This window comes from Morganella morganii H1r (assembly GCF_000633515.1).
Classification (GTDB): domain Bacteria; phylum Pseudomonadota; class Gammaproteobacteria; order Enterobacterales; family Enterobacteriaceae; genus Morganella; species Morganella morganii_B.
The window spans coordinates 37,970-61,862 of the sequence record NZ_AYMP01000015.1 but is presented as its reverse complement, the minus strand read 5'-3'; the positions used below and the strand labels follow the sequence as shown (position 1 = coordinate 61,862).

Annotated in this window: 26 protein-coding genes and 2 tRNA genes; 15 read left to right on the top strand and 13 right to left on the bottom strand. The window is 49.9% G+C overall.

The window, feature by feature from the left end:
• Positions 1-6: 6 nt before the first annotated feature.
• The 8 genes from U868_RS0109045 to U868_RS0109010 all read left to right on the top strand — a co-directional run bounded on the left by U868_RS0109045 (position 7) and on the right by U868_RS0109010 (position 7,575).
• A complete protein-coding gene (locus tag U868_RS0109045; RefSeq protein WP_025153005.1) occupies positions 7-432 on the top strand; it encodes a hotdog fold thioesterase in 426 nt (141 codons plus the stop codon).
• A 338-nt stretch (positions 433-770) separates the two neighbouring features.
• The gene (gene sufA, locus U868_RS0109040; protein WP_004235425.1) at positions 771-1,151 is read left to right on the top strand and encodes a Fe-S cluster assembly scaffold SufA; all 381 of its coding nucleotides are present in this window, start codon (positions 771-773) and stop codon (positions 1,149-1,151) included.
• Positions 1,152-1,166: 15 nt separating this feature from the next.
• The gene (sufB, locus tag U868_RS0109035) at positions 1,167-2,651 is read left to right on the top strand and encodes a Fe-S cluster assembly protein SufB (protein WP_025153004.1); all 1,485 of its coding nucleotides are present in this window, start codon (positions 1,167-1,169) and stop codon (positions 2,649-2,651) included.
• A 51-nt stretch (positions 2,652-2,702) separates the two neighbouring features.
• Positions 2,703-3,449: a Fe-S cluster assembly ATPase SufC gene (sufC, locus tag U868_RS0109030; RefSeq protein WP_025153003.1), complete on the top strand. Its 747-nt coding sequence runs from the start codon at positions 2,703-2,705 to the stop codon at positions 3,447-3,449.
• On the top strand, positions 3,424-4,731 hold the full coding sequence (sufD, locus tag U868_RS0109025) for a Fe-S cluster assembly protein SufD (RefSeq protein WP_025153002.1): 1,308 nt from the start codon (positions 3,424-3,426) through the stop codon (positions 4,729-4,731). The genes sufC and sufD overlap by 26 nt, the downstream gene beginning before the upstream one ends.
• Positions 4,728-5,966, top strand: a complete 1,239-nt coding sequence (gene sufS, locus U868_RS0109020) for a cysteine desulfurase SufS (RefSeq protein ID WP_025153001.1) — start codon at positions 4,728-4,730, stop codon at positions 5,964-5,966. Before sufD ends, sufS begins: the two co-directional genes overlap by 4 nt.
• Before the next feature lie 8 nt (positions 5,967-5,974).
• On the top strand, positions 5,975-6,394 hold the full coding sequence (gene sufE / locus U868_RS0109015; protein ID WP_024473245.1) for a cysteine desulfuration protein SufE: 420 nt from the start codon (positions 5,975-5,977) through the stop codon (positions 6,392-6,394).
• Between the two features lie 98 nt (positions 6,395-6,492).
• Entirely contained in the window at positions 6,493-7,575 is a 1,083-nt protein-coding gene (locus tag U868_RS0109010; protein WP_025153000.1) for a L,D-transpeptidase family protein, read from the top strand.
• A 139-nt stretch (positions 7,576-7,714) separates the two neighbouring features.
• Here U868_RS0109010 and U868_RS0109005 read toward each other — a convergent pair whose 3' ends face one another.
• From U868_RS0109005 to U868_RS0108970, 7 genes are all read right to left on the bottom strand, one after another.
• Positions 7,715-7,951, bottom strand: a complete 237-nt coding sequence (locus U868_RS0109005) for a major outer membrane lipoprotein (protein ID WP_004239093.1) — start codon at positions 7,949-7,951, stop codon at positions 7,715-7,717.
• Between the two features lie 324 nt (positions 7,952-8,275).
• Positions 8,276-9,688, bottom strand: a complete 1,413-nt coding sequence (pykF, locus tag U868_RS0109000) for a pyruvate kinase PykF (RefSeq protein WP_025152999.1) — start codon at positions 9,686-9,688, stop codon at positions 8,276-8,278.
• 392 nt (positions 9,689-10,080) lie between these two features.
• Complete coding sequence (locus U868_RS0108995) at positions 10,081-10,491, bottom strand: hypothetical protein (protein WP_025152998.1); 411 nt, start codon at positions 10,489-10,491, stop codon at positions 10,081-10,083.
• Positions 10,485-10,700, bottom strand: a complete 216-nt coding sequence (locus U868_RS0108990) for a peptidoglycan recognition protein family protein (RefSeq protein ID WP_025152997.1) — start codon at positions 10,698-10,700, stop codon at positions 10,485-10,487. Before U868_RS0108990 ends, U868_RS0108995 begins: the two co-directional genes overlap by 7 nt.
• A gap of 253 nt (positions 10,701-10,953) precedes the next feature.
• Positions 10,954-11,030 (bottom strand) — tRNA-Val (locus U868_RS0108980).
• Between the two features lie 29 nt (positions 11,031-11,059).
• Positions 11,060-11,136, bottom strand: a tRNA-Val gene (locus U868_RS0108975).
• A gap of 146 nt (positions 11,137-11,282) precedes the next feature.
• A complete protein-coding gene (locus tag U868_RS0108970) occupies positions 11,283-12,656 on the bottom strand; it encodes an MATE family efflux transporter (protein WP_025152996.1) in 1,374 nt (457 codons plus the stop codon).
• A gap of 212 nt (positions 12,657-12,868) precedes the next feature.
• Here U868_RS0108970 and U868_RS0108965 point away from each other — a divergent pair, with 212 nt between their 5' ends.
• Complete coding sequence (locus tag U868_RS0108965; protein ID WP_025152995.1) at positions 12,869-13,534, top strand: riboflavin synthase; 666 nt, start codon at positions 12,869-12,871, stop codon at positions 13,532-13,534.
• 68 nt (positions 13,535-13,602) lie between these two features.
• Here U868_RS0108965 and cfa read toward each other — a convergent pair whose 3' ends face one another.
• Positions 13,603-14,766: a cyclopropane fatty acyl phospholipid synthase gene (gene cfa, locus U868_RS0108960; RefSeq protein WP_025152994.1), complete on the bottom strand. Its 1,164-nt coding sequence runs from the start codon at positions 14,764-14,766 to the stop codon at positions 13,603-13,605.
• A gap of 265 nt (positions 14,767-15,031) precedes the next feature.
• Entirely contained in the window at positions 15,032-16,243 is a 1,212-nt protein-coding gene (gene punC / locus U868_RS0108955) for a purine nucleoside transporter PunC (protein ID WP_025152993.1), read from the bottom strand.
• Between the two features lie 121 nt (positions 16,244-16,364).
• Between punC and punR the strand changes: the two genes are divergently transcribed.
• Positions 16,365-17,267, top strand: a complete 903-nt coding sequence (gene punR / locus U868_RS0108950) for a DNA-binding transcriptional activator PunR (protein WP_025152992.1) — start codon at positions 16,365-16,367, stop codon at positions 17,265-17,267.
• A gap of 3 nt (positions 17,268-17,270) precedes the next feature.
• Here punR and purR read toward each other — a convergent pair whose 3' ends face one another.
• On the bottom strand, positions 17,271-18,296 hold the full coding sequence (gene purR, locus U868_RS0108945) for an HTH-type transcriptional repressor PurR (RefSeq protein ID WP_025152991.1): 1,026 nt from the start codon (positions 18,294-18,296) through the stop codon (positions 17,271-17,273).
• 276 nt (positions 18,297-18,572) lie between these two features.
• On the opposite strand from purR, the gene U868_RS26345 reads away from it, so the two are divergent.
• Entirely contained in the window at positions 18,573-18,656 is an 84-nt protein-coding gene (locus tag U868_RS26345; protein ID WP_108695365.1) for a YnhF family membrane protein, read from the top strand.
• Between the two features lie 65 nt (positions 18,657-18,721).
• Here the strand turns inward: U868_RS26345 and sodB are convergent, their stop codons facing one another.
• Positions 18,722-19,300 carry a superoxide dismutase [Fe] gene (gene sodB / locus U868_RS0108940; protein WP_025152990.1) on the bottom strand — a complete coding sequence of 193 codons (579 nt, stop codon included), beginning with the start codon at positions 19,298-19,300 and terminating at the stop codon, positions 18,722-18,724.
• Positions 19,301-19,697: 397 nt separating this feature from the next.
• Between sodB and U868_RS0108930 the strand changes: the two genes are divergently transcribed.
• Positions 19,698-20,006: a hypothetical protein gene (locus U868_RS0108930; protein WP_025152988.1), complete on the top strand. Its 309-nt coding sequence runs from the start codon at positions 19,698-19,700 to the stop codon at positions 20,004-20,006.
• A 69-nt stretch (positions 20,007-20,075) separates the two neighbouring features.
• A complete protein-coding gene (locus U868_RS0108925) occupies positions 20,076-20,615 on the top strand; it encodes a DUF2058 domain-containing protein (protein WP_025152987.1) in 540 nt (179 codons plus the stop codon).
• A 23-nt stretch (positions 20,616-20,638) separates the two neighbouring features.
• On the opposite strand, the gene U868_RS0108920 is transcribed toward U868_RS0108925, so the two are convergent.
• Positions 20,639-21,337: an RluA family pseudouridine synthase gene (locus U868_RS0108920; RefSeq protein ID WP_025152986.1), complete on the bottom strand. Its 699-nt coding sequence runs from the start codon at positions 21,335-21,337 to the stop codon at positions 20,639-20,641.
• Positions 21,338-21,366: 29 nt separating this feature from the next.
• Here U868_RS0108920 and U868_RS26340 point away from each other — a divergent pair, with 29 nt between their 5' ends.
• Positions 21,367-21,645 carry a hypothetical protein gene (locus U868_RS26340; RefSeq protein WP_162817222.1) on the top strand — a complete coding sequence of 93 codons (279 nt, stop codon included), beginning with the start codon at positions 21,367-21,369 and terminating at the stop codon, positions 21,643-21,645.
• Between the two features lie 67 nt (positions 21,646-21,712).
• Here the strand turns inward: U868_RS26340 and rhtB are convergent, their stop codons facing one another.
• The gene (rhtB, locus tag U868_RS0108905) at positions 21,713-22,333 is read right to left on the bottom strand and encodes a homoserine/homoserine lactone efflux protein (RefSeq protein WP_025152985.1); all 621 of its coding nucleotides are present in this window, start codon (positions 22,331-22,333) and stop codon (positions 21,713-21,715) included.
• A 996-nt stretch (positions 22,334-23,329) separates the two neighbouring features.
• Between rhtB and U868_RS0108890 the strand changes: the two genes are divergently transcribed.
• On the top strand, positions 23,330-23,671 hold the full coding sequence (locus U868_RS0108890; RefSeq protein WP_004235478.1) for a Grx4 family monothiol glutaredoxin: 342 nt from the start codon (positions 23,330-23,332) through the stop codon (positions 23,669-23,671).
• Positions 23,672-23,893: the final 222 nt, after the last annotated feature.

The window sequence follows — 23,893 nt, the reverse complement described above, 5'->3', positions numbered from 1 at the left end:
TTATTAATGATATGGAAACGACCTGCAACACCGGCAGAACTGAATCGCATCTCGGAAGGGAATATGCTCAGCCACCTGGGCATTGTTTTCACGACAGTGGAGCCGGAGCAGTTGATCGCGACGATGCCGGTCGATGACCGGACCAAACAGCCGCACGGCCTGCTGCACGGCGGGGCATCGGTGGTACTGGCGGAAAGCCTCGGCTCGGTGGCCGGATATCTGTGCAGTGAAGGGGATGAAACCGTGGTCGGTGTTGAGATTAATGCCAACCATGTCCGTGCGGTGCGCAGTGGTGTTGTTACCGGTTATTGTAAGGCGGTACACCTCGGGTGCAATCAGCAGGTCTGGTCTATTGAGATTTTTGATGAACAGCAGCGGTTATGCTGTATTTCCCGTCTGACCACTGCGATTCTGCGCGGGTCAAAAAAATAACATCTGAGCAACATATCAGCCGGTATTACGTGAATTCTGTCCGGAATATCCGTGTACCGGCACCTCCCTGCAAAAGTCGTATTTATAATGATCCTTTTGTGCCATTGATACTGTACTGTCTGGTACGGTAATAAGCATTTATCATTGATAAATAATCTCTTTTACAAACAACAAATTAATTAACTTTTCGCTCAAAAATGATAACGCTTGCCGGATATGCTTGTCTATTATTTAAGCAACAATCGGAATATCCTTTCAAAGCAAGTGGTTGAAGTGAGAAATATTATCATTAACATGGTGTTTACGGAGAGCTCCCGTCGAATTTTATGAGGTCAATAATGACAACACACAGCACCAACCCGGTGGAAACCTTTTCACTGAATGACAACGACTGGACAGGGATCACACTGACAGCGGCTGCTGCAAAACAGATTGTGACACTGATGAAAAACACCCCGGACAGTATCGGGCTTTGCCTGAGTGTCAAACAATCCGGTTGTGCCGGGTTTGGTTATGTTTTTGAAATGATTAATCAGGCGGATGCAGAGGATATGCTGTTTGAGCGCGACGGTGCCCGGCTGTATGTTCCGCGCAAAGCCATGCCGTTTATCGACGGTACGGAAGTGGATTTTGTCCGTGAAGGGCTGAATCAGATATTTAAATTTAATAATCCGAAAGCTCAGCATGCCTGCGGGTGTGGTGAAAGCTTCGGGGTTTAAGAGCGAAGCCATATTATGTCTCAGAGCAATGCAGAGATTGGTGAAGACGTCCGGACCTGGCTGAATGACGGACGCTATAAAGAGGGCTTCTTCACTAACGTCGCCACGGATGAACTGGCGAAAGGGATCAATGAAAATGTGATCCGCGCCATTTCCGCCAAACGAAATGAACCGGAGTGGATGCTCAATTTCCGGCTGGAGGCTTTTCAGCACTGGCTGGGGATGGAAGAGCCGCACTGGCTGAAGGCGAAGTATCCGCAGCTGGATTATCAGGATTACAGCTATTACTCCGCGCCGTCATGCGGCTCGTGTGATGATACCTGCGGCTCACAGCCGGGGGCGGTGCAAAGCCCGGCGGGCAGTTTCCTGACCAGTGAAGTGGAAGAAGCGTTTGAAAAACTCGGTGTGCCGGTTCGCGAAGGGCAGGCGGTGGCAGTCGATGCGATTTTTGACTCCGTGTCCGTCTCAACCACTTACCGTGATGAGCTGAAGAAACACGGTGTGATTTTCTGCTCGTTCGGGGAGGCGATTCACGACTATCCGGAACTGGTGCAGAAATACCTCGGTACCGTGGTATCCAATCACGATAACTTTTTTGCCGCGCTTAACTCGGCGGTTGCCTCCGACGGCACCTTTGTCTATGTCCCGAAAGGGGTGCGCTGCCCGATGGAGTTATCCACCTATTTCCGCATTAACGCAGCCAAAACCGGTCAGTTTGAACGTACTATTCTGATTGCGGATGAGGGCAGTTACGTCAGCTATATTGAAGGTTGCTCCGCACCGGTGCGTGACACTTATCAGCTGCATGCGGCGGTTGTGGAAGTGATCATCCATAAGGATGCGGAAGTGAAGTATTCCACTGTGCAGAACTGGTTCTCCGGCGGTGACAGCGAAGGCGGGATCCTCAACTTTGTCACCAAACGGGCACTGTGTGAGGGCGAAAATTCCAAAATGTCGTGGACACAGTCTGAAACCGGCTCGGCCATTACCTGGAAATACCCGAGTGTGATCCTCAAAGGGGATAACTCGGTCGGTGAATTCTTCTCTGTTGCCCTGACTAACGGCACACAGCAGGCGGACACCGGCACCAAAATGATCCACATCGGCCGCAATACCAAATCCACCATTATCTCGAAAGGGATTTCCGCCGGGAAAAGCCAGAACAGCTACCGGGGACTGGTTAAGGTGCTGCCGGGGGCGGAAAACGCCCGTAACTTTACCCAGTGTGACTCGATGCTTATCGGCACAGAGTGCGGCGCGCACACGTTCCCGTATGTGGAAGTGATGAATAACAGTGCGCAGCTGGAGCATGAGGCTACCACCTCGCGTATCGGCGAAGACCAGCTGTTTTACTGCTTACAGCGCGGGATCAGCGAAGATGATGCCATCTCAATGATTGTTAATGGTTTTTGTAAAGATGTGTTCTCTGAATTGCCGCTGGAATTTGCCGTTGAAGCGCAAAAGCTGCTGGCGATAAGCCTGGAACACAGTGTGGGTTAATACATCAGAATCAGCGCCTGCGGGATAACCGGCAGGACGGAGTAGTACATTATGTTAAGCGTAAAAGATTTGCATGTCAGCGTGGAAGGTAACGAAATCCTCAAAGGGTTATCACTGGATGTGAAACCGGGGGAAATCCACGCCATTATGGGGCCGAATGGTTCCGGTAAAAGTACCCTGTCTGCCACACTGGCCGGCCGGGAAGAGTATGAAATTGACAGCGGAACCGTCACATTTAAAGGTAAAGACCTGCTGGAACTGGCACCGGAAGATCGTGCCGGTGAAGGGATTTTCCTCGCCTTTCAGTACCCGGTGGAAATTCCCGGGGTAAGTAACCAGTTCTTCCTGCAAACTGCAGTCAATGCGGTGCGCGAATATCGTGGTGAAGAGGCACTGGATCGCTTTGATTTCGCTGATTTTATCGAAGATAAAATTGAGCTGCTGAATATGCCGCAGGATCTGCTGACACGTGCGGTGAACGTCGGGTTCTCCGGCGGTGAGAAAAAGCGTAACGATATCCTGCAGATGGCTGCCCTTGAGCCATCGCTCTGTATTCTCGATGAAACGGATTCCGGGCTGGATATCGATGCCCTGAAAACCGTGGCTAACGGGGTGAATCAGCTGCGCAGCCCGGAGCGCGCCTTTATTATTGTTACTCACTATCAGCGCATCCTCGATTATGTGAAGCCTGACTTTGTTCATGTGCTGTATCAGGGCAAGATCATCAAATCCGGTGATTTCTCACTGGCGAAAAAACTGGAGGAGCAGGGATATGGCTGGCTTATTGACCAACAGTGAACGTGCGCTGAAACGCCGTGAGGTCAGTGAGCGCAATACAGCGGCAATGGGGCGGATAGCGCAGCTTACCGGGCAGCATCCGCTCTCCGGACACGCTGCACAGCACTGGCAGCAGGCCCAGAAAACCGGGTTCCCGGCATTTCATCAGGAAGACTGGCACTATACGTCACTGACACCATTGCTGGAGGCAGATTATCAGGATAAGACCGGAACACTGAATGTCTTACCGGAGGCTGTGCTGACTTCACTGAATGCCAGCCGCGTGGTGCTGGTGGACGGTGTGTTTGCCCCGCAGTGGAGTGATGCGGATTTTGGTGTGTTTGAGTTGTCAGTGGCTGACAGTCGCAGTGAATTTCCGGCACCGGTTAACGGCGAGATTTTCCTGCACCTGACTGAAAGCCTGGCGCAAACACCGTTAATGATCCGCGTGAAAGCAGGCGCACAGGCGGAAAAACCCCTGTATATCGTCAATATTTCAACGGCACATCATGATGCCCTGAATATGCGCCACAGCCGTTATCACCTCGATATCGGCGCGAATGCGGCTGTCTCTGTGATTGAGCACTTTATCAGTCCGGATGAACAATCCGCCCATTTCACCGGAGCGCGGATGACCGCGGCAGTGGGGGAAAACAGTGACTTCCGCCATCTGAAACTGGGGTTTGAAAACCCGCAGGCGTACCATTTCGCCCACAATGATTTGGTGATCGCCGCCCATGCCCGTGTGGAAAGCACCAGTTTCCTGCTCGGTGGCAAACTGACCCGGCATCACACCAGCACACAGCTTAACGGTGAAGGGATTGTGCTGGCCATGAACAGCCTGGTACTGCCGAAACACGGCGAAATTGCCGATACCCGCACGTACCTGGAACATAACAAAGGGTATTGTGAAAGCCGCCAGCGCCATAAAACCATTGTGATGGATAACAGCCGCGCGGTATTTAACGGCATGATCAAAGTGGCGCCGCATGCACTGAAAACAGACGGACAGATGACCAACAATAACCTGTTGCTGGGCCGGAAAGCGGAAATCGATACCAAACCGCAGCTGGAAATCTATGCCGATGATGTCAAATGCAGCCACGGTGCAACGGTCGGGCGGATTGATGAAGAGCAGCTGTTTTATCTGCGTACACGCGGGATCGCAGAAAAAGCCGCGAAGCAGATGATCATCCTCGCGTTTGCCGCAGAACTGACTGATACGATCAGCGATGACGTTCTGAATAAGGTTGTGATGGCGCGTATCCGTCAGTCGCTGGATCAGGGGGATAAACAGTCATGAGTTATCCTGTGCAACAATTACGGGCCGATTTCCCTGTACTGGCCGGGGAGGTGAACGGCAAACCACTGGTTTATCTCGACAGTGCTGCCAGCGCCCAGAAACCTCAGCAGGTGATTGATGCGGTGAGTGATTTTACGGCTCACCATTATGCCGCGGTTCACCGCGGCATTCACACATTAAGTGCAGAGGCCACGGCTGCCACGGAAGCGGTGCGGCAGAAAGCGGCGGCGTTTATCAATGCACCGCAGACGGAAGAAATTATTTTTGTCAAAGGCACCACGGAAGCCATCAATCTGGTGGCGGACAGTTTTGGCCGTGCGTTCTGCAATGATGGTGACAATATCATTATCACGGAGATGGAACATCACGCCAATATTGTGCCCTGGTATATGCTGGCAGAGAGTGCGGGGATTGAAATCCGTGTGTTACCGATGGCGGATGACGGCACTCTGGTGCTGAGTAAACTACCGGTGCTGATCGATAACCGCACCCGGCTGCTGAGCTTTACCCATCTATCTAATGTGCTCGGCACTGTGAACCCGGTGAAAGCGATTATTGCGCAGGCACGCGAACTGAGCCGTGCCGCCGGGGGAGAACTGGCGGTGCTGGTGGATGGCGCTCAGGGCGCCATGCATCAGCCGGTGGATGTTCAGGCGCTGGATTGTGATTTCTATGCATTTTCCGGCCATAAATTGTACGGGCCGACCGGCATTGGTATTTTGTGGGGACGCAAATCGCTGCTGGATAACATGCCGCCCCGCGAAGGCGGCGGTGCCATGATCGCAGAGGTCAGCCTGACAAACGGCATTACCTATGCGGATGTGCCGTGGCGTTTTGAGGCGGGAACGCCTAATATCCAGGGCATTATCGGCCTGGGAGCCGCGCTGGATTATCTGAATAACACCGGGATGGCGGAGATTGCAGCGTATGAGCACACACTCATGCAGTATGCACTGACCCGGCTGGCAGAGGTGCCCGGCATTATTTTGTACGGCAATGCACAGCGGGAAGGGGTGATCGCCTTTAACCTCGGGGTGCACCATGCTTTTGATACCGGTGCATTTCTGGATCGCTACGGCGTGGCTGTCCGCACCGGACATCACTGCGCACAACCGCTGCTGGTGCACTATGGTGTCAGTGCCATGTGCCGTGCCTCACTGGCGCTCTACACCACGGAAGCTGATATTGATATACTGACGGACGCACTGAAACGTACTGCCAAACTGCTGGGTTAAGGATCCTGATGAAAATTACGCTGCCGGATCAGGCAAAATTACTGCGCAATTTCTCCCGTTGTCATGACTGGGAGGAGCGTTATCTGTATCTGATTGAGCTGGGGGAAAAATTACCGGCGCTGACAGAGGAACAGCGGCAGCCGCAGTATAAAATATCGGGTTGCCAGAGTCAGGTCTGGATCATCATGCAACAGGATGAGGAAGGGCGGGTCTGGTTCGCCGGTGACAGCGACGCCGCGATTGTCAAAGGCCTGGTGGCGCTGGTTATCGCGCTGTATCAGGGGAAAACACCGGCGGAAATCCGTGACCTGGATATCGCACAGATCTTTTCGGAACTGGCACTTTCTGTCCATCTGACCCCGTCCCGTACTCAGGGGCTGAACGCCATGGTCAGAACAATCATACAAAACACGCAGCAAATGAGATAAAACATCGTTCCCTTTTACTTACTCTGCTAATAATATATTACCTGGCGTGGCCGGAAAGCGGCCACGTATTTTTTGATACCATCAGCTGAGGATCTGGAATGAAACGAATTCTCCCGTTGCTGGGCGGGCTGTTGTTAGCGGTCACTGCGTTAACAGCCCGGGCAACCGAATATCAACTCCCTGCGGACAAGGGCCGGGTCATCGGTGAAAACGTCACCTATATTGTGCCGGATGACGGGCGCTCACTGGAAGCGATTGCAGCAGAGTACGGCATCGGCCTGCTGGCAATGCTGGAAGCTAATCCGGGGACAGATCCGTATCTGCCGAAACCCGGCAGCGAACTGATTATCCCGTCACAACTGATCCTGCCGGACACCCCGCATCAGGGCATTGTCATTAACCTGGCGGAACTGCGTCTGTTTTATTACCCGCAGGGCACCAATACCGTGCGGGTTTACCCGATTGGTATCGGCCAGCTGGGGCGCGATACCCCGGTGATGACCACGTCTGTTTCCCAGCTGATCAAAGATCCGACCTGGACACCAACCGCGAATATCCGTAAAGCCTATGCCGCACAGGGGATCACTTTACCCGCTGTAATCCCGGCCGGTCCGGAAAACCCGATGGGACTGTTTGCACTGCGTCTGGCACACGGTCGCGGTGAATATCTGATCCACGGCACCAATGCGGATTTTGGTATCGGTATGCGTGTCAGCTCCGGTTGTATCCGTCTGCGTCCGCATGATATCGAAGCGCTGTTTAACACCATTCCGAAAGGTACGCGGGTTCAGATCGTGAATGAGCCGGTGAAATATGCCATTGAGCCGGATGGTCAGCGTTATGTGGAAGTGCATCAGCCGCTGTCCCGTAATAAGAATGACGATCCGCAGACTATGCCGATTGCCCGTTCCGCCGGACTGACCAGCTTTATTCAGTCTCCGGATACCAACAGCGCCATCGTTGAGCAGGCGATTGCACGCCGCTCCGGTATGCCGGTCAATGTCAGCCGTGACGCGCAGTATAAGCAGGAAGCGGTACCGGCAGAGAAAACCAACTTTGCACCGGTGGAAATGGATGAAGAAGCGGAAGTGAAAGCGCTGAATCTGCAACCGGCTGATTTCGCACCGGGTCAGTTAACCCAGCCGGGTCCGATTGTCCGTGAGGAAAACACTGCAGAGTAATATCGCTCTTACGCTGTGACAGATGAAAACCGCTTCCGTTGTGAGGCGGTTTTTTTATGTCCGGCGTAAATCGCAGGCATAAAAAATGGCGTAACATAATATATGCTACGCCACCTGTTCTTCAGGTAGTGATTACAAATTATTTTTTGTAAGAACGAACCTGGTTGTCTAAGCGCTGGTTAGCGCGTGCTGCTTCGTCTTTAGCCTGCTGAACATCAGCGCGGATTGCGTTAACATCGTTGCTCAGTTGATCAACTTTGGCATTCAGCGTCTTAACGTCGTTGTCCAGTTGGTCAAATTTAGCGTTAGAAGAACAACCTGCTAATAATGCAGAAGCTAAAACTACAGCACCTAATACAATCTTAGAACGACCCATTTTAATACCCTCTAGATTAAAGTTAATCACCAAGTAGCAGTAATGATATTACACATTTCAATAGGGAAAGAGAATAGAAATTCAGCGTTTACAAAGATAATTTTCCTGAAACCGCAAAATAAATCAAAAAAAAACGGCAATTGCGTAATTCTCAACCAAATAATCTGATGCGGAGTCTGATAAGACAGCGAGGTATCACTCAGTATTCAGAAAGCGGCAATTATTCTGCGGCCCGTTGCTTCATTTCCTGTTCCCTTACAGTTTAGAATAAAAAAAGCACCCGTGCAGCGGGTGCTCTCATTAATTCAGATAATGCTGAAAATATTACAGTAATTGTACGGATGAGGTATTGGTGGTGCCGCTCGGCACTAATGCACCGGATACCATCACCACGATTTCACCGTTGGTGGCCAGACCGCTTTCCAGCGCTGCTTCACGGCCGATACGGTAGAAATCATCGGTTGATAAGAATTCGTTCACCAGTTTGGTGGTCACGCCTTTCACCAGCAGTAACTGACGGGCTGTGGTTTCGTTGGTGGTCAGTGCCAGAATCGGGGCTTTCGGGAAGTATTTACGGACAGATTTCGCGGATTTACCACCGGCGGTTGCCACCACAATCAGCGGAGCATCCAGGTTTTCTGACATCTCTACCGCACCACGGCAGACCGCTTCAGTCACACGCAGTTTTTTACCGGCCGGTAAATCGCCGAGACGGCTGTGCATCACGCGATCAGTGCGCTCGCAGATGGTCGCCATGATGCTGACAGCTTCAACCGGATATTTCCCTTTGGCACTTTCACCGGACAGCATAACTGCATCGGTACCGTCGAGGATGGCGTTGGCAACGTCACCGGCTTCCGCACGGGTAGGGCGCGGATTTTTGATCATGGAGTCAAGCATCTGAGTCGCGGTAATCACCACTTTACGGGCGGTATTACATTTTTCGATCATCAGTTTCTGCGCGAAAATCACTTCTTCCACCGGAATTTCAACGCCCAGGTCACCACGGGCAACCATGATACCGTCAGAAGCTTCGAGGATTTCGTCGAAGTTGTTCATCCCTTCCTGGTTTTCAATCTTGGAGATGATCTGGATATGTTCGCCGCCGTTGGCTTTCAGGTGAGCACGGATTTCGTCCACATCGGAACGTTTACGGATAAAGGAAGCGGCAACGAAATCAACATTTTGTTCACAGCCGAAAATCAGATCCTGTTTGTCTTTTTCTGCCAGGGCCGGCAGGCCGATAGACACATTCGGCAGGTTAACCCCTTTGTTTTCACCGAGGTCACCGTTATTCAGAACTTCACAGATAACCTCTGTTGCGGTGGTCTCTTTGACACGCATGCCGATCAGGCCGTCATCGACCAGAACGATATTGCCCGGTTTCAGATCCTGTGCGAATCCCGCATAAGTGACGGCAACATGCTCATTGTTGCCAATGACAGATTTATCCGTGGTAAAGGTAAAGGTCTGACCCGCCACCAGCGCGACATCATTGCCGCCTTCCAGTTTGATGGTACGGATTTCAGGGCCTTTGGTATCCAGTAAAATGGCTGCTTTCTTACCGGTACGTGCACAGACAGCACGCAGATTTTTGATGCGCTGACCATGTTCTTCGTAATCGCCGTGGGAGAAGTTCAGACGCATAACATTCATGCCGGCATCTAACAGTGCTTCGAGTTTCTCTTCTGATTCGGTTTTAGGTCCGATAGTACAAACAATTTTCGTCTTTTTCATGACAGCCCATCTACAGTTATTGAGAGTAAATAGTGAACAACCGCCTGTATTCACACCGTATGAGTAAGAACAGGCAATTGTCGTGATCCCCGGTTATTAAAATTAGTCGTTTTTGTAAAAAAACAGATTCAGTATAGCGTGTTTTTCATCACGCCTCTCTGTTTCAGTGCTTGTAAATCAGCAAGCTGAATCCATTCAACAACTATGCGGGCATTATAGAGGGTTATTAGTGTGATTTGAATCATAAAATCAGAAATTTTAGCATTTTGGTTTTTTCGGTTGCCTGGTATTACCTGTGTACCTCTTTAAATCAAAATGATATCTGAACATGACGGCTGTGTATATTACCAGTGGACTCATGCAATTAGCTGATATTTTTTATTAAAATCAGATTAGTTATCTAACCCGTAAGTACCTGCCATCGGGTCTTCCCATGAATTATTTTTTTTGAAAAAATAAATGGAATCGCCATTGTCCGGGATTACCATAGCAAGACCACTGGATTGCAGAACCCATTCTCCGGATACACCATTTTCTAACTCAACATTTCCGGTTGATACACATGATGAGTAATATTCATGCAACCATTTATTTTCTTTCGACACTTCAGATGATTTAAAAAATTCGATAAGTTGTTTCTTCGTTGGTTTGAATTTTTTACAGGCGTTTATTTCACCTTCAGCAGGATCTTTGGTAACCGTAATGCCGGTGTCTTTAATTTCTATATTTTTCAAAGTCATAGCGTTCAATGCATTAGGCATAATAGCGATTAAAAGTAACAGAATGTATTTCATCTTTACCATGATGCTGTGCTCGCTTCTGTTTCATTTTTTCTGCCCACATCAGGATGTCTGTACACCTCAGATGCTGAAATATCCATAGAATCCAGTAATTCAGACACAAGCCATTTAAGAGAGGCATTTTGTTGCGGATTAACATTTTCATATTCTTCCACAGTTTTTCCTTTAATACCGTATGCTTTACTGACTATTTCAATACCAATGCTATCCATGTTACCGGGATAACGATCCGGAAATGATCTGATTTTTTCTATACATCCTTTGATTAATTATCTTACTAACTTATATCATGCTGTCCGGATCGCAGCTATCGGATGATTACGTAAGCGATGGCGGGAGACATTCTTGCGGTAACGCAAGAAATCAGCCGTATTGCTACGCAGAGGTACAGTGAAAACAGAAGAAAGGGAACTGACGGTAAATCGGATGAACTGAAAAGGAAGGTAAAACGGAACCGCTGAGAAATGGTGCGTCCAAGTGGACTCGAACCACCGACCCCCACCATGTCAAGGTGGTGCTCTAACCAACTGAGCTATGGACGCACTGTGTGATAATTGCTTTGCGAATTAAATGGTGCGTCCAAGTGGACTCGAACCACCGACCCCCACCATGTCAAGGTGGTGCTCTAACCAACTGAGCTATGGACGCATTCTTTAATATCTTCGCTGACAACGGGGACGAATATTAACGATCAGATCCGGTTCTTGCAAGGGGAAAAACACATTTTCTTGTCCGACTGCTCGTATTTAATGCTATCGGACTGAAAACTGTGCATTTCCCCTGCCAAAAAGCGGTTAACGACCGGCGCGTTGCAGGATAAAACTGTCCGGCTGTTTCTGTAACCACAGGATCCGGCATGCCATACCGATGGCAGCGGCGGTTAATCCGATGATAAAACCGATCCAGAACCCGGCAGGGCCCATCGCCGGTACCACCAGATCCGTCAGTCCGAGGAGATAACCGGACGGCAGGCCGAGGATCCAGTAAGCCGTAAAGGTGATATAGAAGATGGCGCGCGTGTCTTTATAACCACGCAGCACACCGGCACCGATGACCTGAACGGAATCCGACAGCTGATAGATACCGGCAAACAGCATCAGGCCGGAGGCCATAATCACCACTTCCGGATTGTCGTTATACAGCAGGGCGATAGGCTCACGGAACAGCACAGTAAAGAGGGCGGTGATAGCTGCGATCATCAGCCCGACACCCAGCCCGGTATAGGCGGATACCCGCGCTTTTTCCGTGGAACTTTTTCCGAGGTTAAAGCCGATACGGATAGTGGTGGCGATCCCCAGTGAAATCGGGAACATAAACATCAGTGAGCTGAAGTTCAGGGCAATCTGATGTCCGGCGACTGCGGTGACTCCTAATGGCGCAACCAGCAGGGCTACAATGGCAAACAGCGTGACCTCAAAAAACAGCGCCAGGGCAATCGGCAGGCCGAGCTGGGTGATCCGCTTTATTACTGCCCAGTCCGGCGGGCTGAAGCGGCTTTTCGGCTGCACATCCCGTTGTGAACGCGTATGTTTCACATACCAGCGCATAAACAGGAACATTGCCCAGAACACGGAAGCGGTCGCGACACCACACCCGACACCGCCGAGAGCAGGCGCACCGAATTTCCCGTAAATAAAGATATAGTTGACCGGGATATTCACCAGCAGGCCGAGAAAACCAATCACCATCCCCGGTTTGGTTTTTGATAACCCTTCACACTGGCTGCGCAGCACCTGATAAAACAGGTAACCCGGTGCACCCCACATAATAGCGTGGGTGAATCCGACCGCTTTTTCAGCCAGAACCGGGTCAATATGCGGCATATTTTCAATAATGTAGCGGCTGTTATAGAGCACCGCGATGACCAGAACGGACAAAAATGCCGCCAGCCACATACCCTGACGGATCTGATTGGCAATCATCGGACGGCGGCCGGAGCCGTTGAGCTGCGCGACCACCGGGGTCAGCGCCATCAGAAGACCGTGACCGAACAGGATAGCGGGCAGCCAGATGGAGGTACCGACAGCCACGGCGGACATGTCTGTCGCACTGACTCTGCCGGCCATCACAGTGTCAACCACGCCCATCGCTGTCTGTGTAAACTGCGCGATAATAACGGGAATACCAAGAGCCAGCAAAGTACGCGCTTCTTTCAAATACTTCTGCACGTAATACACCTTATTTATTCTGATAAAAGGAGGAGGAAAGACGTTCCGGGATTCGTAATACATTTACCGGATCAGGCGGAAAAATCATTCTAACGATTAATTAAATACAAGCCAATACAATTAAATGTGCGGGATGTAACGGGAAGGGCTGTTTAATTCTTTGTTTCAGGATAAACTGCATAAATCTATCCGAATACTGACTGGAGATCCGCATGTTTACCGGGATTGTACAAGGCAAAGGCCCCGTTGTCGCCATCGAAGAAAAAGAAAACTTTCGTACTCACACTGTGAAATTCCCGCCGGATATGCTGGCCGGGATAGAAACGGGCGCATCAGTGGCACATAACGGCTGCTGTCTGACAGTCACAAAAATAGACGGGGATTTAATCAGTTTTGATCTGGTTAAGGAAACCTTAAGACTGACCAATCTCGGCAGCATTAAAACCGGCGATGTGGTCAATCTGGAAAGAGCCGCCAAATACGGTGATGAAATCGGCGGGCATATTATGTCCGGTCATATTGTTACCACGGCGGAAATTGCCAAGATTTTTGTCTCTGAAAATAATTATCAGATCTGGCTGCGTATCGAAGATAAAGCCCTGATGAAATATATTCTGCATAAAGGCTTTGTCGGTATTGACGGTATCAGCCTGACTATCGGGGATGTGGTGAATAACCGTTTCTGCGTGCATCTGATCCCGGAAACCCGTGAGCGCACCACGCTGGGTAAAAAACGGCTGGGTGATAAAGTGAATATTGAGCTGGATCCGCAGACCCAGGCGATTGTTGATACCACTGAGCGGGTGCTGGCGCAGAAAATACAGCAGTTGCAGGAAAGCCTGACACCACCGGCACCAACAGAAAAACCGCAGGACTGATTGTATTCAGATAAAAAAATCCGGTACTGATTTTTGTCAGACCGGATTGATTATTACGGATATGATATTCAGCGCGGAACGCGCAATCCGCCCTCACAACCTTGCTGGCTCCATAATATCTGCCACAGCTGGATATCACGGGCACGGAATGCACCGGCGCAGGCGTTAAGATAATAGGTGAACATCCGTTTAAAGCGCGGCGTGTAATTATTTTCCAGTGACGGCCAGGCCGCCTGAAAACGGGAATGCCATGCCATCAGTGTCCGGTCATAATCAGCGCCGAAATTATGCCAGTCTTCCATCACTAATTTATTTTCACTGCTGTCGCCGATATTCTGCACAGACGGCAGACAACCGTTCGGGAAAATATATTTGCCGATCCAGGCATCCACATTCACTTTATTGCGGTTTGAACCGATGGTATGCAGTAAAAATAAGCCGTCCGGTTTCAGATTACGTTTAACCACATCAAAATAGGTGGCGTAATTTTTCGGCCCGACGTGCTCAAACATTCCGACGGAGACAATCCGGTCATACTGCTCATGCAGATCGCGGTAATCTTCGAGGATAATATTTACGTCAAGATCCGTGCAGCGTGCCTGAGCATATTTCTGCTGTTCGGCGGAAATGGTCACACCGGTCACCGACACACCGAAGTGTTTCGCGGCATACGCCGCCAGCCCGCCCCAGCCGCAGCCGATATCCAGCAGCTGCATACCCGGTTTCAGCTGTAATTTTTCACAGATGAGATGCAGCTTCTGCTCCTGCGCCTTCGCCAGATTGGCAGGGTCATCACTGAGATCTTTCCAGTAACCGCAGGAATACTGCATATACGGGTCGAGCATCAGTTCGAACAGGTCATTACCCAGATCATAATGTTCTTCGCCGACAATCCGCGCCCGTTTTTTGGTTTGCAGATTACGCAGGCGGGCCATGGCGATTTTTATAATATCGTTGATATTCTGCGGCAGTTTATTTTCCAGTCCGGCGCGTAATACCCGCTGAAAGAAAATATCTAACCGCTCACAGTCCCACCAGCCATCCATATAGCTTTCACCCAGTCCCATCGAGCCCTGTTGCAGAACCCGTTTAAAGAATTGGCTGTTATGCACCTGAATATCAAAAGGACGGGAACCATTAACCTCAATGCCGGCTTCGTCTAAAAGATCGGAGGCAATCCGCTGCCAGGAATCAGCAGGCGTTTTTTGATTTTCGACACAATCAGAACTCATATTATCTCCAATTTTTATCAAAGCGGGATTCTGAGTGCTTTATTCATGACGTTTTGCGCGGGAACAACAGAACCGGTGTGATTGGCCGTCAACGGGTGACAGTCTGCGTATTAACGTGATCGTTAAGACAAAAACAAAGCTCAAAATCCGGATTTAAAACGAATTGTCAGAAAAGTATAGGAGCCTGAAATTAAAATTCAATGACAAAAAAAGCCGTACATGAGTACGGCTCGCAATTAGGAATATTCTTAAGACTTGTTTCAGTCTATTGATTTTGTTCCGCAATAGTCACGGAGGTGCGCGAAGAGCGGCGCTGAATAATATAACCGCCGATAGTCAGTACCACGGTTGCCGCCATAACTGCGGTGGTGGAGAGCAGGGGGTCATGCATCAGCGCGGAGACCAGAAAACTGATCGCAGAGCATAAACCGAGCTGAATGGCATTCTGCAATGCTGCCGCTTTACCGCTGTGCTGCGGATAAACCGCCAGGGCGTTTGATACCGCAATCGGGTAAGACGCACCATTCATTGCCGCCATAAAGCAGAACGGGATCAGGATCGCCACCAGTGACGGGTTGCTGAATTTTGCCATAACATACAACCCGATCATGCTGACGGCATAACCGGCCAGCAGGAACGGTAGCAGGGTTTTACCGTTAATCCGCGACAGCAGGGCACGGCAGCCGTAGCCCCCGACCATAAAGGCGATCGTCTGCGGGATATAGCTCAGGCCGATATCATTCGGGTTATAACCCATATCGCGCAGAATAAACGGCGAACCGGTCAGCCAGGCAAAGAAACCGGCACTGCATGCGGCATAAATCAGCACGTTACCGCTGTAGACCGGGGACTTCAGCAAACGGAAAAAGGAGATTTTCTGTTTTTCTGTTTTGGCTGCATCCGGTGCGATATGGCGCTTTTCTTTCAGCATCAGGGTCGGGATCAGTATCAGCAGGGTGATCCCGCCGAGTACGAGGAAAATTTCATGCCAGCCGCCGTGGTTGAGCAGCCATGCACCCAGTAACGGCGCCAGTGCCGGGGAAAGTGCCACCAGCGGCATAATCGCGGCAAAGACACGCTGTGCGCGGTGATCATCATAACGGTCGATAACCAGCGCCTGCCAGGTGACCGCTGCGGAGCAGACGCTGACCGCCTGCACAAAGCGCAGTAATAATAGCTGCGCCGGGGTGGAAACCCAGACCATGGCCAGACAGCTCAGGGCAAACAGACCGAGACCCATCAGCAGAACCGGCTTGCGGCCGATTTTATCGGAGAGTGGTCCCCATAACAGCTGGCCGATGGCAAAGCCGACCAGGAAGATACTCAGACTGGCGCTGATAGCGCTGGCAGTGGAGTTCAGAGAGTCCTGCATCATACCGAATGCAGGCAGATACATATCAATCGCGAGATAACCCAGCATGCTGAGTCCGGCGAGATAAAAGAGAAAGCCGCGGGAAGGCGATTTATTGACAGTCACAGAGAAATACCTGAATGTTAAATAAGTGTAATGCGTGAGTTGATATTTTAACTATTCGAGTTTTCCCTTGTAAAACGTTATTATTTGCACACTGCAGTGAAATTTTTTGAAAGGAAGGATTATGTGGTCAGAATATACGCTGGATGTGGTGGATGCTGTGGCGCGGACAGGCAGTTTCAGTGCGGCGGCAGAGGAACTGCACCGGGTGCCTTCTGCCATCAGCTACAGCGTCCGTCAGCTGGAAGAGTGGCTGGCGGTTCCGCTGTTTGAACGGCGTCACCGGGATGTTGAACTGACACCTGCCGGGGCATTATTTGTCAAAGAAGCGCGTGATGTTATCAAAAAAATGAAATCCACACGCCATCAGTGCCAGATGATTGCCAACGGCTGGCGCGGGCAGTTCAGTATCGCCGTTGACTGTATCGTAAAACCGGAACGGATAACGCGACTTCTGCTGGATTTTTATCATCATTTTCCGGATATCGAGTTGTATATTTATCCGGAAGTGTTTAACGGGGTGTGGGATGCGCTTGTGGACAGACGGGTGGATGTGGCCATCGGCGCGACACGCGCATCCCCTATCGGCGAGCGTTATAATTTCCGTGACATGGGGTTTATGCCATGGCGTGCGGTGGTCAGTCCGGATCATCCGCTGGCCTCTGCCGGTCATGTCCTGACCAATGAGGAGATGGTACCGTACCCGAGCTTATGTCTGGAAGACACCTCACGTTCCCTGCCGAAGCGCGACACGTGGGCACTGGATAATCAGCGCCGCCTGGTGGTGCCGGACTGGGATCGCGGGATTGCCTGTGTGGAATCGGGACTTTGTGTGGCAATGATGCCGGCGCACCGCGCCGATCCGCTGATTGAAAAAGGGAGACTGGCAGCGCTGAAAATAGAGCAGCCGCTGCCGGACAGTCCGTGCTGCATCACCTGGGTGGATAAAGACACTTCGCCGGCACTGAGCTGGCTGCTCGATTATCTCGGGGACAGCAGTACACTCAATGCCGAATGGCTGCGCTGATCCTCAGCGGCGGTAATCGATAAACGGACCATCCGCCACGGAGCGGCGTTCGACCAGGCGCGGATGCACCTCAATGGTCTGTGCATCTTCGCGTTTGTTGACGATACGGTCGAGCAGCATGGTCAGCGCCATCTGTCCCAGCCGTTCTTTCGGCTGGTGTATGGTGGTCAGAGCAGGGGTAAAGTAACGGGCGTTACGGATATTGTCATACCCGATCACAGAAATATCCTGCGGTACACGCAGCCCCATTTCATCGGCAGCGCAAATCGCGCCCATTGCCATGGCATCACCGCCGCAGAATACCGCGGTCGGGCGCTGTTTGCCGGATAAAATCTGTGCCATCGCCTGATAACCGGAATCCGGTTCAAAATCGCCCTGGACAATCCATTCATCGCGCACTGTAATTCCTGCTTCTTTCATTGCCTTGCGGAATCCTTCCAGACGGTTGCCGCCGGTGTTCCGCTCAAGCGGCCCCGGAATAACCGCGATATCACGGTGACCGCGTTCAATCAGGTAACGGCCGGCGAGATAACCGCCGTGCAGGGCGTTATCAATAATCGCATCGGTGAAATCCCCGCGCGCTTTGCCCCAGTCCATCACCACCATCGGGATATTGCGGTAGCCTTCCAGCATGGCAATCAGCTGATCCGGATATTCAGAACACATCACCAGCAGACCGTCGACCCGCTTTTGTGCCAGCATTGCCAGGTAGGCTTTCTGTTTGTCAGGATTATTGTGAGAGTTGCACAGCACCAGGGTATAGCCTTTGCTGTAGCAGCTGTTTTCCACCGCCTCAATCACTTCCGCAAAATACGGCGCTTCACTGGAGGTGGCCAGCAGCCCGATGGACTTGGTGTTATTGACTTTCAGACTGCGCGCCACAGCGCTCGGTGAATAGTGCAGCTCTTTGATAGCAGCCCAGACAGCCGCCTTCGTTTCTTCCGCAACGAAACGGGTATTATTAATGACATGGGAGACGGTTGTGGTAGAGACGCCCGAGCGCTTAGCCACATCTTTAATCGTTGCCATGATGAAAACAACTCCTGACCTGCCGGTCTGTATTTTATTATTCGGTTAATCGATTGCTATTATAGTGCCATTATGCGGTAACAATAGAAAAATTTCTGTAAAAACAGGCATTGTTGTCTGATCCGGGTCAAAAGTAAAAAATATTACCTGTGCTATGGTTATTGATATGGTCAGCTATTCGGGTTTTCCGCTCAGACCATCCGTTTTAATTATTCTGATGATTCAGGATGTCAGGTAATCATCATTGGTCATTAAGCAGCTATTTTGGAGATAGGAATGGATACAGATCTGAAATATGGTTTGTCAACCGCAGTTGCGGCACTGGTTATGATCGTATTATTTGCAACAATGCTTTTCTGATACACCCCATCAATACAAAAGGGCGGAATTTTCCGCCCTTTCTTGGTCAACAGTCTTTTTACGGGTTACGCCAGGTTTTCTTCCGCAAATTTCCAGTTCACTAATGCCCAGAAGTTTTCCAGGTATTTAGGACGGGCATTGCGGTAGTCGATATAATAAGCGTGTTCCCAGACATCGACGGTTAAGATGGGTTTGTCGTTACCGCTGACCGGGGTTGCCGCGTTAGAGGTATTGACGATAGCCAGGCTGCCGTCTGCTTTTTTCACCAGCCATGTCCAGCCGGAACCAAAGTTTTTCACTGCGGCATCGGTAAACTGCTGCTTGAATTCGGCAAATGAACCGAACGTGTTGTTAATCGCATCAGCAATTTTACCGGTTGGCTCGCCACCGGCGTTTGGTGCCAGACAGTGCCAGTAGAACGTGTGGTTCCAGACCTGGGCTGCGTTATTAAAGACACCGGCATCAGAAGTTTTAATAATCTCTTCCAGTGACTTACCTTCAAACGCGGTGCCTTTGATCAGGTTATTCAGATTAACCACATAGGTGTTGTGGTGTTTGCCGTAGTGGTATTCCAGTGTTTCTTCAGAAATATAGGGCGCTAATGCATTTTTTGCATAAGGCAGTGCAGGTAATTCAAACGACATTGCATTCTCCTTGTTAAGGTTAAATCAGTAACCTCGTCACGGACGGGTTACTGTTATTATTCTGCGAATTATCTTAACAAGTTTTGTCATAAAAAACAGCGTGAAATACCGGGGGGATGTTATTCACATGGTGAAAGACAAAATCGCCCACAGAATGATATCCGTCACAATAAAGGCGATAAGCAGGGTGTACAGCTTATGGCGGCAGATCCAGTTATAATAGCGTTTCATTCTGTCTTCCCCGTATGACTGCGGAATCTTAAATATAACGGGTTTACCGGCTGAAATCCGCGCAAATTTAACAATTTTACAGAAAGCGTGACAGCGGCCGTCGTTTGTCAACCGGCCGCAGACCCTTTACAATCCCCGCTATGACAAAAGTACAAGAATGATCACGATGCTGGCAGACTATATTTCCCGCGCGATACAAAACCATACTGATTGCAATGCTATTTGTGACCATTATCAGACAGATGAACTTTCTGAAGTGACCCGGCGGGTCCGCAAATGGCAGTTCCGCGATGGTATTGAGCTGATGTGCCGTGAGGAGATTGAAACTGCCGTACGGACCGGAGATGAACAGTGTCCGGAGCAGTGGATTGTCTGGTCTGTCACCGGGGATAACGCGAAAACGGTTTCTCCGCAGCACAAAGAATTTTTCAGTCTGTGCCAGCAGGGTTACTGGCTGAAAATGCAGCTGGCCTGACGTGCCGGATACAATCCTGAAAATTACCGGTATAATTACCTGCAATATTAAACTGATTCAGAAAAGACAATGACAAAACTCACATTACAAGAGCAGATGCTGAAAGCCGGACTGGTGACCAGCAAAAAAATGGACAAAGTCCGCAGAACAGCAAAAAAATCGCGTGTTCAGGCCCGTGAAGCCAGAGAAGCGGTGGAAGAGAATAAAAAAGCGCAGCTTGAGCGTGATAAACAGCTGAGTGAGCAGCAAAAACAGGCTGTTTTATCCAGAGAATATAAAGCTCAGGTGAAACAGCTGATTGAAATGAACCGGATTATTATTTCAAAAGGCAATATTGATTTTAATTTCACCGACAACAACGTGATTAAAAGCATTGCCGTGGACAAAACCACACAGTCTCAGCTGATCAGCGGGCGCCTGGCAATTGCCCGGTTAAGCACGGAAAACAGCAGTGTGAGTGAATATGCCATTATCCCGGCGGTTGTTGCGGATAAAATCACACAGCGTGATGCGGAAAGCATTGTGTTAAATAATGCGCTGGCGCAGGACGAAGCGGATGAAGACGATCCGTATGCTGATTTTAAAATCCCGGATGATTTGATGTGGTGATCCGCATCTGCCTGCTTCCCTGTTCAGAACGGACAGGGGCTGCGGGCACTAAGCGGTTCGCCGCTGACCGGATGCACAAAATCCAGTTCACCGGCATGCAGCATCAGCCGCGGAATATTTCCGGTGCCCGGCAATAGTTTCCCGCCATAGAGATCACACCCTAAAATCGGATGGCCCAGATATTGACAATGAATGCGGAGCTGATGTGTACGGCCGGTTTCCGGTGTCAGTGTCACCCGTGTGACCGGCAGAGAGAGCCTGTCTTCAGTTTCATAATAAAAGCGCTCAGTCACCTGATAATGTGAACGGGCCGGTTTTCCCCGGACAGCACATATCGTCATGCGCGGAAATAATGCCGGCTCTTTGGCAATCGCCGCATCAATGATTCCTTCATTCTCATTCAGATGTCCGCACAGCAGGGCACTGTAACCTTTCTGCACTGTACGCTGACTGAACTGACGACAAAGCGCGGCATTGATAGCTTTGTTGCGGGCAACCACCAGCAGCCCGGATGTACCGAAATCCAGCCGGTGTACCAGTGTGCAGCCGGGAAACAGTTGCACCAGCCGGTAATGCACAGAATCCAGATTCTGCGGATTTTTTCCCGAAAGACTGAGAAGCCCGGCCGGTTTATTAATCAGCAGCAGGTGTTCGTCCTGATACAGGATATCAATTTGCTCAGGGCACGGCGGGGCGATAAAGGTATCGGTAATGTCAGACATCGGGTTATCCGGGTAAAAAGCGGAAGGGGATGATAACCAATTTTCAGTACAGTGGCGAATTATGTTGTCCGGATATCCTGTTGCGTAATTCTGCGGGCCGGGGCCACGATAAAGGACATGGTTACCGGAATGAGTATCAGCATGAGCATGGTTATTATAAGCACAGGGATAATCAGGATGATCAGGGAGACCACTATTACCGTCAGTGCCTGTCCATATGCGTGACCGCCTGCCGTACTATCCGGGCGATGAGCGGAAAATTGCCGGTGACGATTCAGTGCTTATTGCACTTAGCACCGCAGTGGTGACCTGTATTATTAATGATGTTTTTGAGTAGTGGTATAACGCCCCGCAAATCACGGGGTGTATTCCGGCTCATGCAGGACGGGTAAAGGCCAGAAGGGCTCCGACCAGCATAAATAATGATCCGAACACTTTGTTCATGGTGCGGGTCTGCGCCGGGCTTTTGATAAATACCGCAATCTGACGTGCCAGTACGGCATACCCTGTCATCACAATAATATCAGCCGCCACCGTGGTGATCCCCAGAATCAGATACTGCATCAGTTGGGGCTGGTGCGGTATAATAAACTGCGGAAACAGTGCGGCGAGAAAAACAATACTTTTGGGATTCGAGATATTCACCAGCACGCCGTTCTGATACAGCTTTTTGCGTGACAGCGTTGCCGCCTGTGTACTCAGTTCAATGGTTCCCGCTGCCCGCCACTGGCGGATCCCCAGCCAGATAAGATAGGCCGCACCGGCCCATTTCAGTATTTCAAAAGCCAGAACCGATTGTGACAGCAATGTCCCCAGGCCGACACCGACCAGTATAATCAGCATCATCAGGCCGGTCTGCAACCCTGCAATGGCCGCAATCGCGCCCCGGTAGCCGTGATTGACAGAGGTTGTCATACTGTTAATGGCGCCTGCACCGGGGGACAGACTGACAATCACGGATGTCATCAGATAGGCAAACCACCACTCGAAGGTCATTTTCAGCTCATCAGGTTGTTAACAGAAAACACAATGTGCGGATTATGGCATTACTGCGTAAGATAAAAAATGACGGTGGTCTTGTTTACCGGCGGAATATGCCGGAAATAACCGATATAATGACCGTTTTCTGCCGGGGCGCGTTCAGCTGAAAATACCCGGAGCTGATATATCTGGCCGACGTTAACAGTATGTTAAAACTAATATTATCAACGGCCCGGAAGTATCTGGATTATCCGTGGCTATTCACAGAGTATGTCAACGTTAACACTGTTATCAAAACAGGCAGTGAATGTGCTGTTGCCCCTGTTCCCGCTGATGCCATGAAATACATTACCAGCTGAAATCACGATAAGCGGGCAATACAGAAGATAGAAGCGGAGAAGATAAAAAAAGCCCCTTAAGATAAAAAGGGGCTAATAGCATATTCAAATAGTATTTAAGGATTTTAGATTTAAACGTTAGTTTACAGTTTGAAATAACTGCCATTCCAGAATACCAGGATTTTAGGGGAATAAAATTAGGTAAAATAACCAGGATAATACTTAGTCAAATAATGAGGTAATGCCTCGCTGAATTACGCAACAGTGCGTAGGTACATCAAAAAGCCAACTGTGCAGAAAAAAGGTTTCGTCACTGAGTATCCTATCGGCCTGAACCGGACTGCTGCATATAAACGGGCAATACGGGACGCCCTTTGATAAAACAGCATCGACTATTTACTGTTATTTTCTTGTTATGCCGCGATAGACAGAAGCAATTCCTGCTGTGATAATGGACAGCAATGCCATTCACTATTTTTCGTAACTTACTGATACATAGTGAGCAAAAAGGCACAGTATGTAGTGTTTTGTTGTATAAATAACAATCAGCGCACAAGTTAACTTACTGATAAATTGGTTGTTGTTATAAATTCTTATGTTTTGCGGTGAAAAGTGGTATTCTGCGGGTAAGTTAATACCGGTGCTAACCGATCTGAAGTGAAGGACGTTTTACATGACGACGACTATTGAAAAAATCGAACGCCAGATTAAAGAAAACCCGATTCTGCTGTATATGAAAGGCTCTCCGAAGCTGCCGAGCTGCGGCTTTTCTGCCCAGGCTGTGCAGGCACTGGCTGCCTGTGAAGAGCGTTTTGCTTATGTGGATATTCTGCAAAACCCGGATATCCGTGCTGAATTACCAAAATACGCTAACTGGCCAACCTTCCCGCAACTGTGGGTTGACGGTGAGCTGGTCGGCGGCTGTGACATCATTATGGAGATGTTCCAGCGTGGTGAATTACAACCACTGATTAAAGAAACCGCAGCAAAATACCGGACTGAAAACGAAGAATAATCCCGTCCCGTACTGTTTATAAAAGCCCCGCAGTGTTACCGCTGCGGGGCTTTTGTCTTTCTGATGGCGGTGAAATGAAAGTTATTTATACGGTTATTTTTTAGAGTGGCGGCATCGATAACATAAAAAGGACAGAAAGAAGCAGCCAGTTTCAACAGGGCAGAATGCCAGATTAACCGGGTATATTTCGTATCAGGGTACCGACGGTATGATCGGTGAATT

Bases quoted from the DNA above. Each gene is read 5' to 3' on its own strand.
- U868_RS0108930 (WP_025152988.1), top strand. From the start codon at position 19,698: ATGCTGGCAGACTATATTTCCCGCGCGATACAAAACCATACTGATTGC.
- U868_RS0109005 (WP_004239093.1), bottom strand. From the start codon at position 7,951: ATGGGTCGTTCTAAGATTGTATTAGGTGCTGTAGTTTTAGCTTCTGCA.
- sufA (WP_004235425.1), top strand. From the start codon at position 771: ATGACAACACACAGCACCAACCCGGTGGAAACCTTTTCACTGAATGAC.
- U868_RS0108995 (WP_025152998.1), bottom strand. From the start codon at position 10,491: ATGGTAAAGATGAAATACATTCTGTTACTTTTAATCGCTATTATGCCT.
- U868_RS0108965 (WP_025152995.1), top strand. From the start codon at position 12,869: ATGTTTACCGGGATTGTACAAGGCAAAGGCCCCGTTGTCGCCATCGAA.
- purR (WP_025152991.1), bottom strand. From the start codon at position 18,296: ATGGCAACGATTAAAGATGTGGCTAAGCGCTCGGGCGTCTCTACCACA.
- U868_RS26340 (WP_162817222.1), top strand. From the start codon at position 21,367: ATGATAACCAATTTTCAGTACAGTGGCGAATTATGTTGTCCGGATATC.
- U868_RS0109010 (WP_025153000.1), top strand. From the start codon at position 6,493: ATGAAACGAATTCTCCCGTTGCTGGGCGGGCTGTTGTTAGCGGTCACT.
- sodB (WP_025152990.1), bottom strand. From the start codon at position 19,300: ATGTCGTTTGAATTACCTGCACTGCCTTATGCAAAAAATGCATTAGCG.
- U868_RS0108920 (WP_025152986.1), bottom strand. From the start codon at position 21,337: ATGTCTGACATTACCGATACCTTTATCGCCCCGCCGTGCCCTGAGCAA.
- U868_RS26345 (WP_108695365.1), top strand. From the start codon at position 18,573: ATGGATACAGATCTGAAATATGGTTTGTCAACCGCAGTTGCGGCACTG.
- punR (WP_025152992.1), top strand. From the start codon at position 16,365: ATGTGGTCAGAATATACGCTGGATGTGGTGGATGCTGTGGCGCGGACA.
- sufC (WP_025153003.1), top strand. From the start codon at position 2,703: ATGTTAAGCGTAAAAGATTTGCATGTCAGCGTGGAAGGTAACGAAATC.
- sufS (WP_025153001.1), top strand. From the start codon at position 4,728: ATGAGTTATCCTGTGCAACAATTACGGGCCGATTTCCCTGTACTGGCC.
- U868_RS0108925 (WP_025152987.1), top strand. From the start codon at position 20,076: ATGACAAAACTCACATTACAAGAGCAGATGCTGAAAGCCGGACTGGTG.
- pykF (WP_025152999.1), bottom strand. From the start codon at position 9,688: ATGAAAAAGACGAAAATTGTTTGTACTATCGGACCTAAAACCGAATCA.
- cfa (WP_025152994.1), bottom strand. From the start codon at position 14,766: ATGAGTTCTGATTGTGTCGAAAATCAAAAAACGCCTGCTGATTCCTGG.
- U868_RS0108890 (WP_004235478.1), top strand. From the start codon at position 23,330: ATGACGACGACTATTGAAAAAATCGAACGCCAGATTAAAGAAAACCCG.
- sufD (WP_025153002.1), top strand. From the start codon at position 3,424: ATGGCTGGCTTATTGACCAACAGTGAACGTGCGCTGAAACGCCGTGAG.
- U868_RS0108990 (WP_025152997.1), bottom strand. From the start codon at position 10,700: ATGGATAGCATTGGTATTGAAATAGTCAGTAAAGCATACGGTATTAAA.
- U868_RS0109045 (WP_025153005.1), top strand. From the start codon at position 7: ATGATATGGAAACGACCTGCAACACCGGCAGAACTGAATCGCATCTCG.
- sufE (WP_024473245.1), top strand. From the start codon at position 5,975: ATGAAAATTACGCTGCCGGATCAGGCAAAATTACTGCGCAATTTCTCC.
- rhtB (WP_025152985.1), bottom strand. From the start codon at position 22,333: ATGACCTTCGAGTGGTGGTTTGCCTATCTGATGACATCCGTGATTGTC.
- sufB (WP_025153004.1), top strand. From the start codon at position 1,167: ATGTCTCAGAGCAATGCAGAGATTGGTGAAGACGTCCGGACCTGGCTG.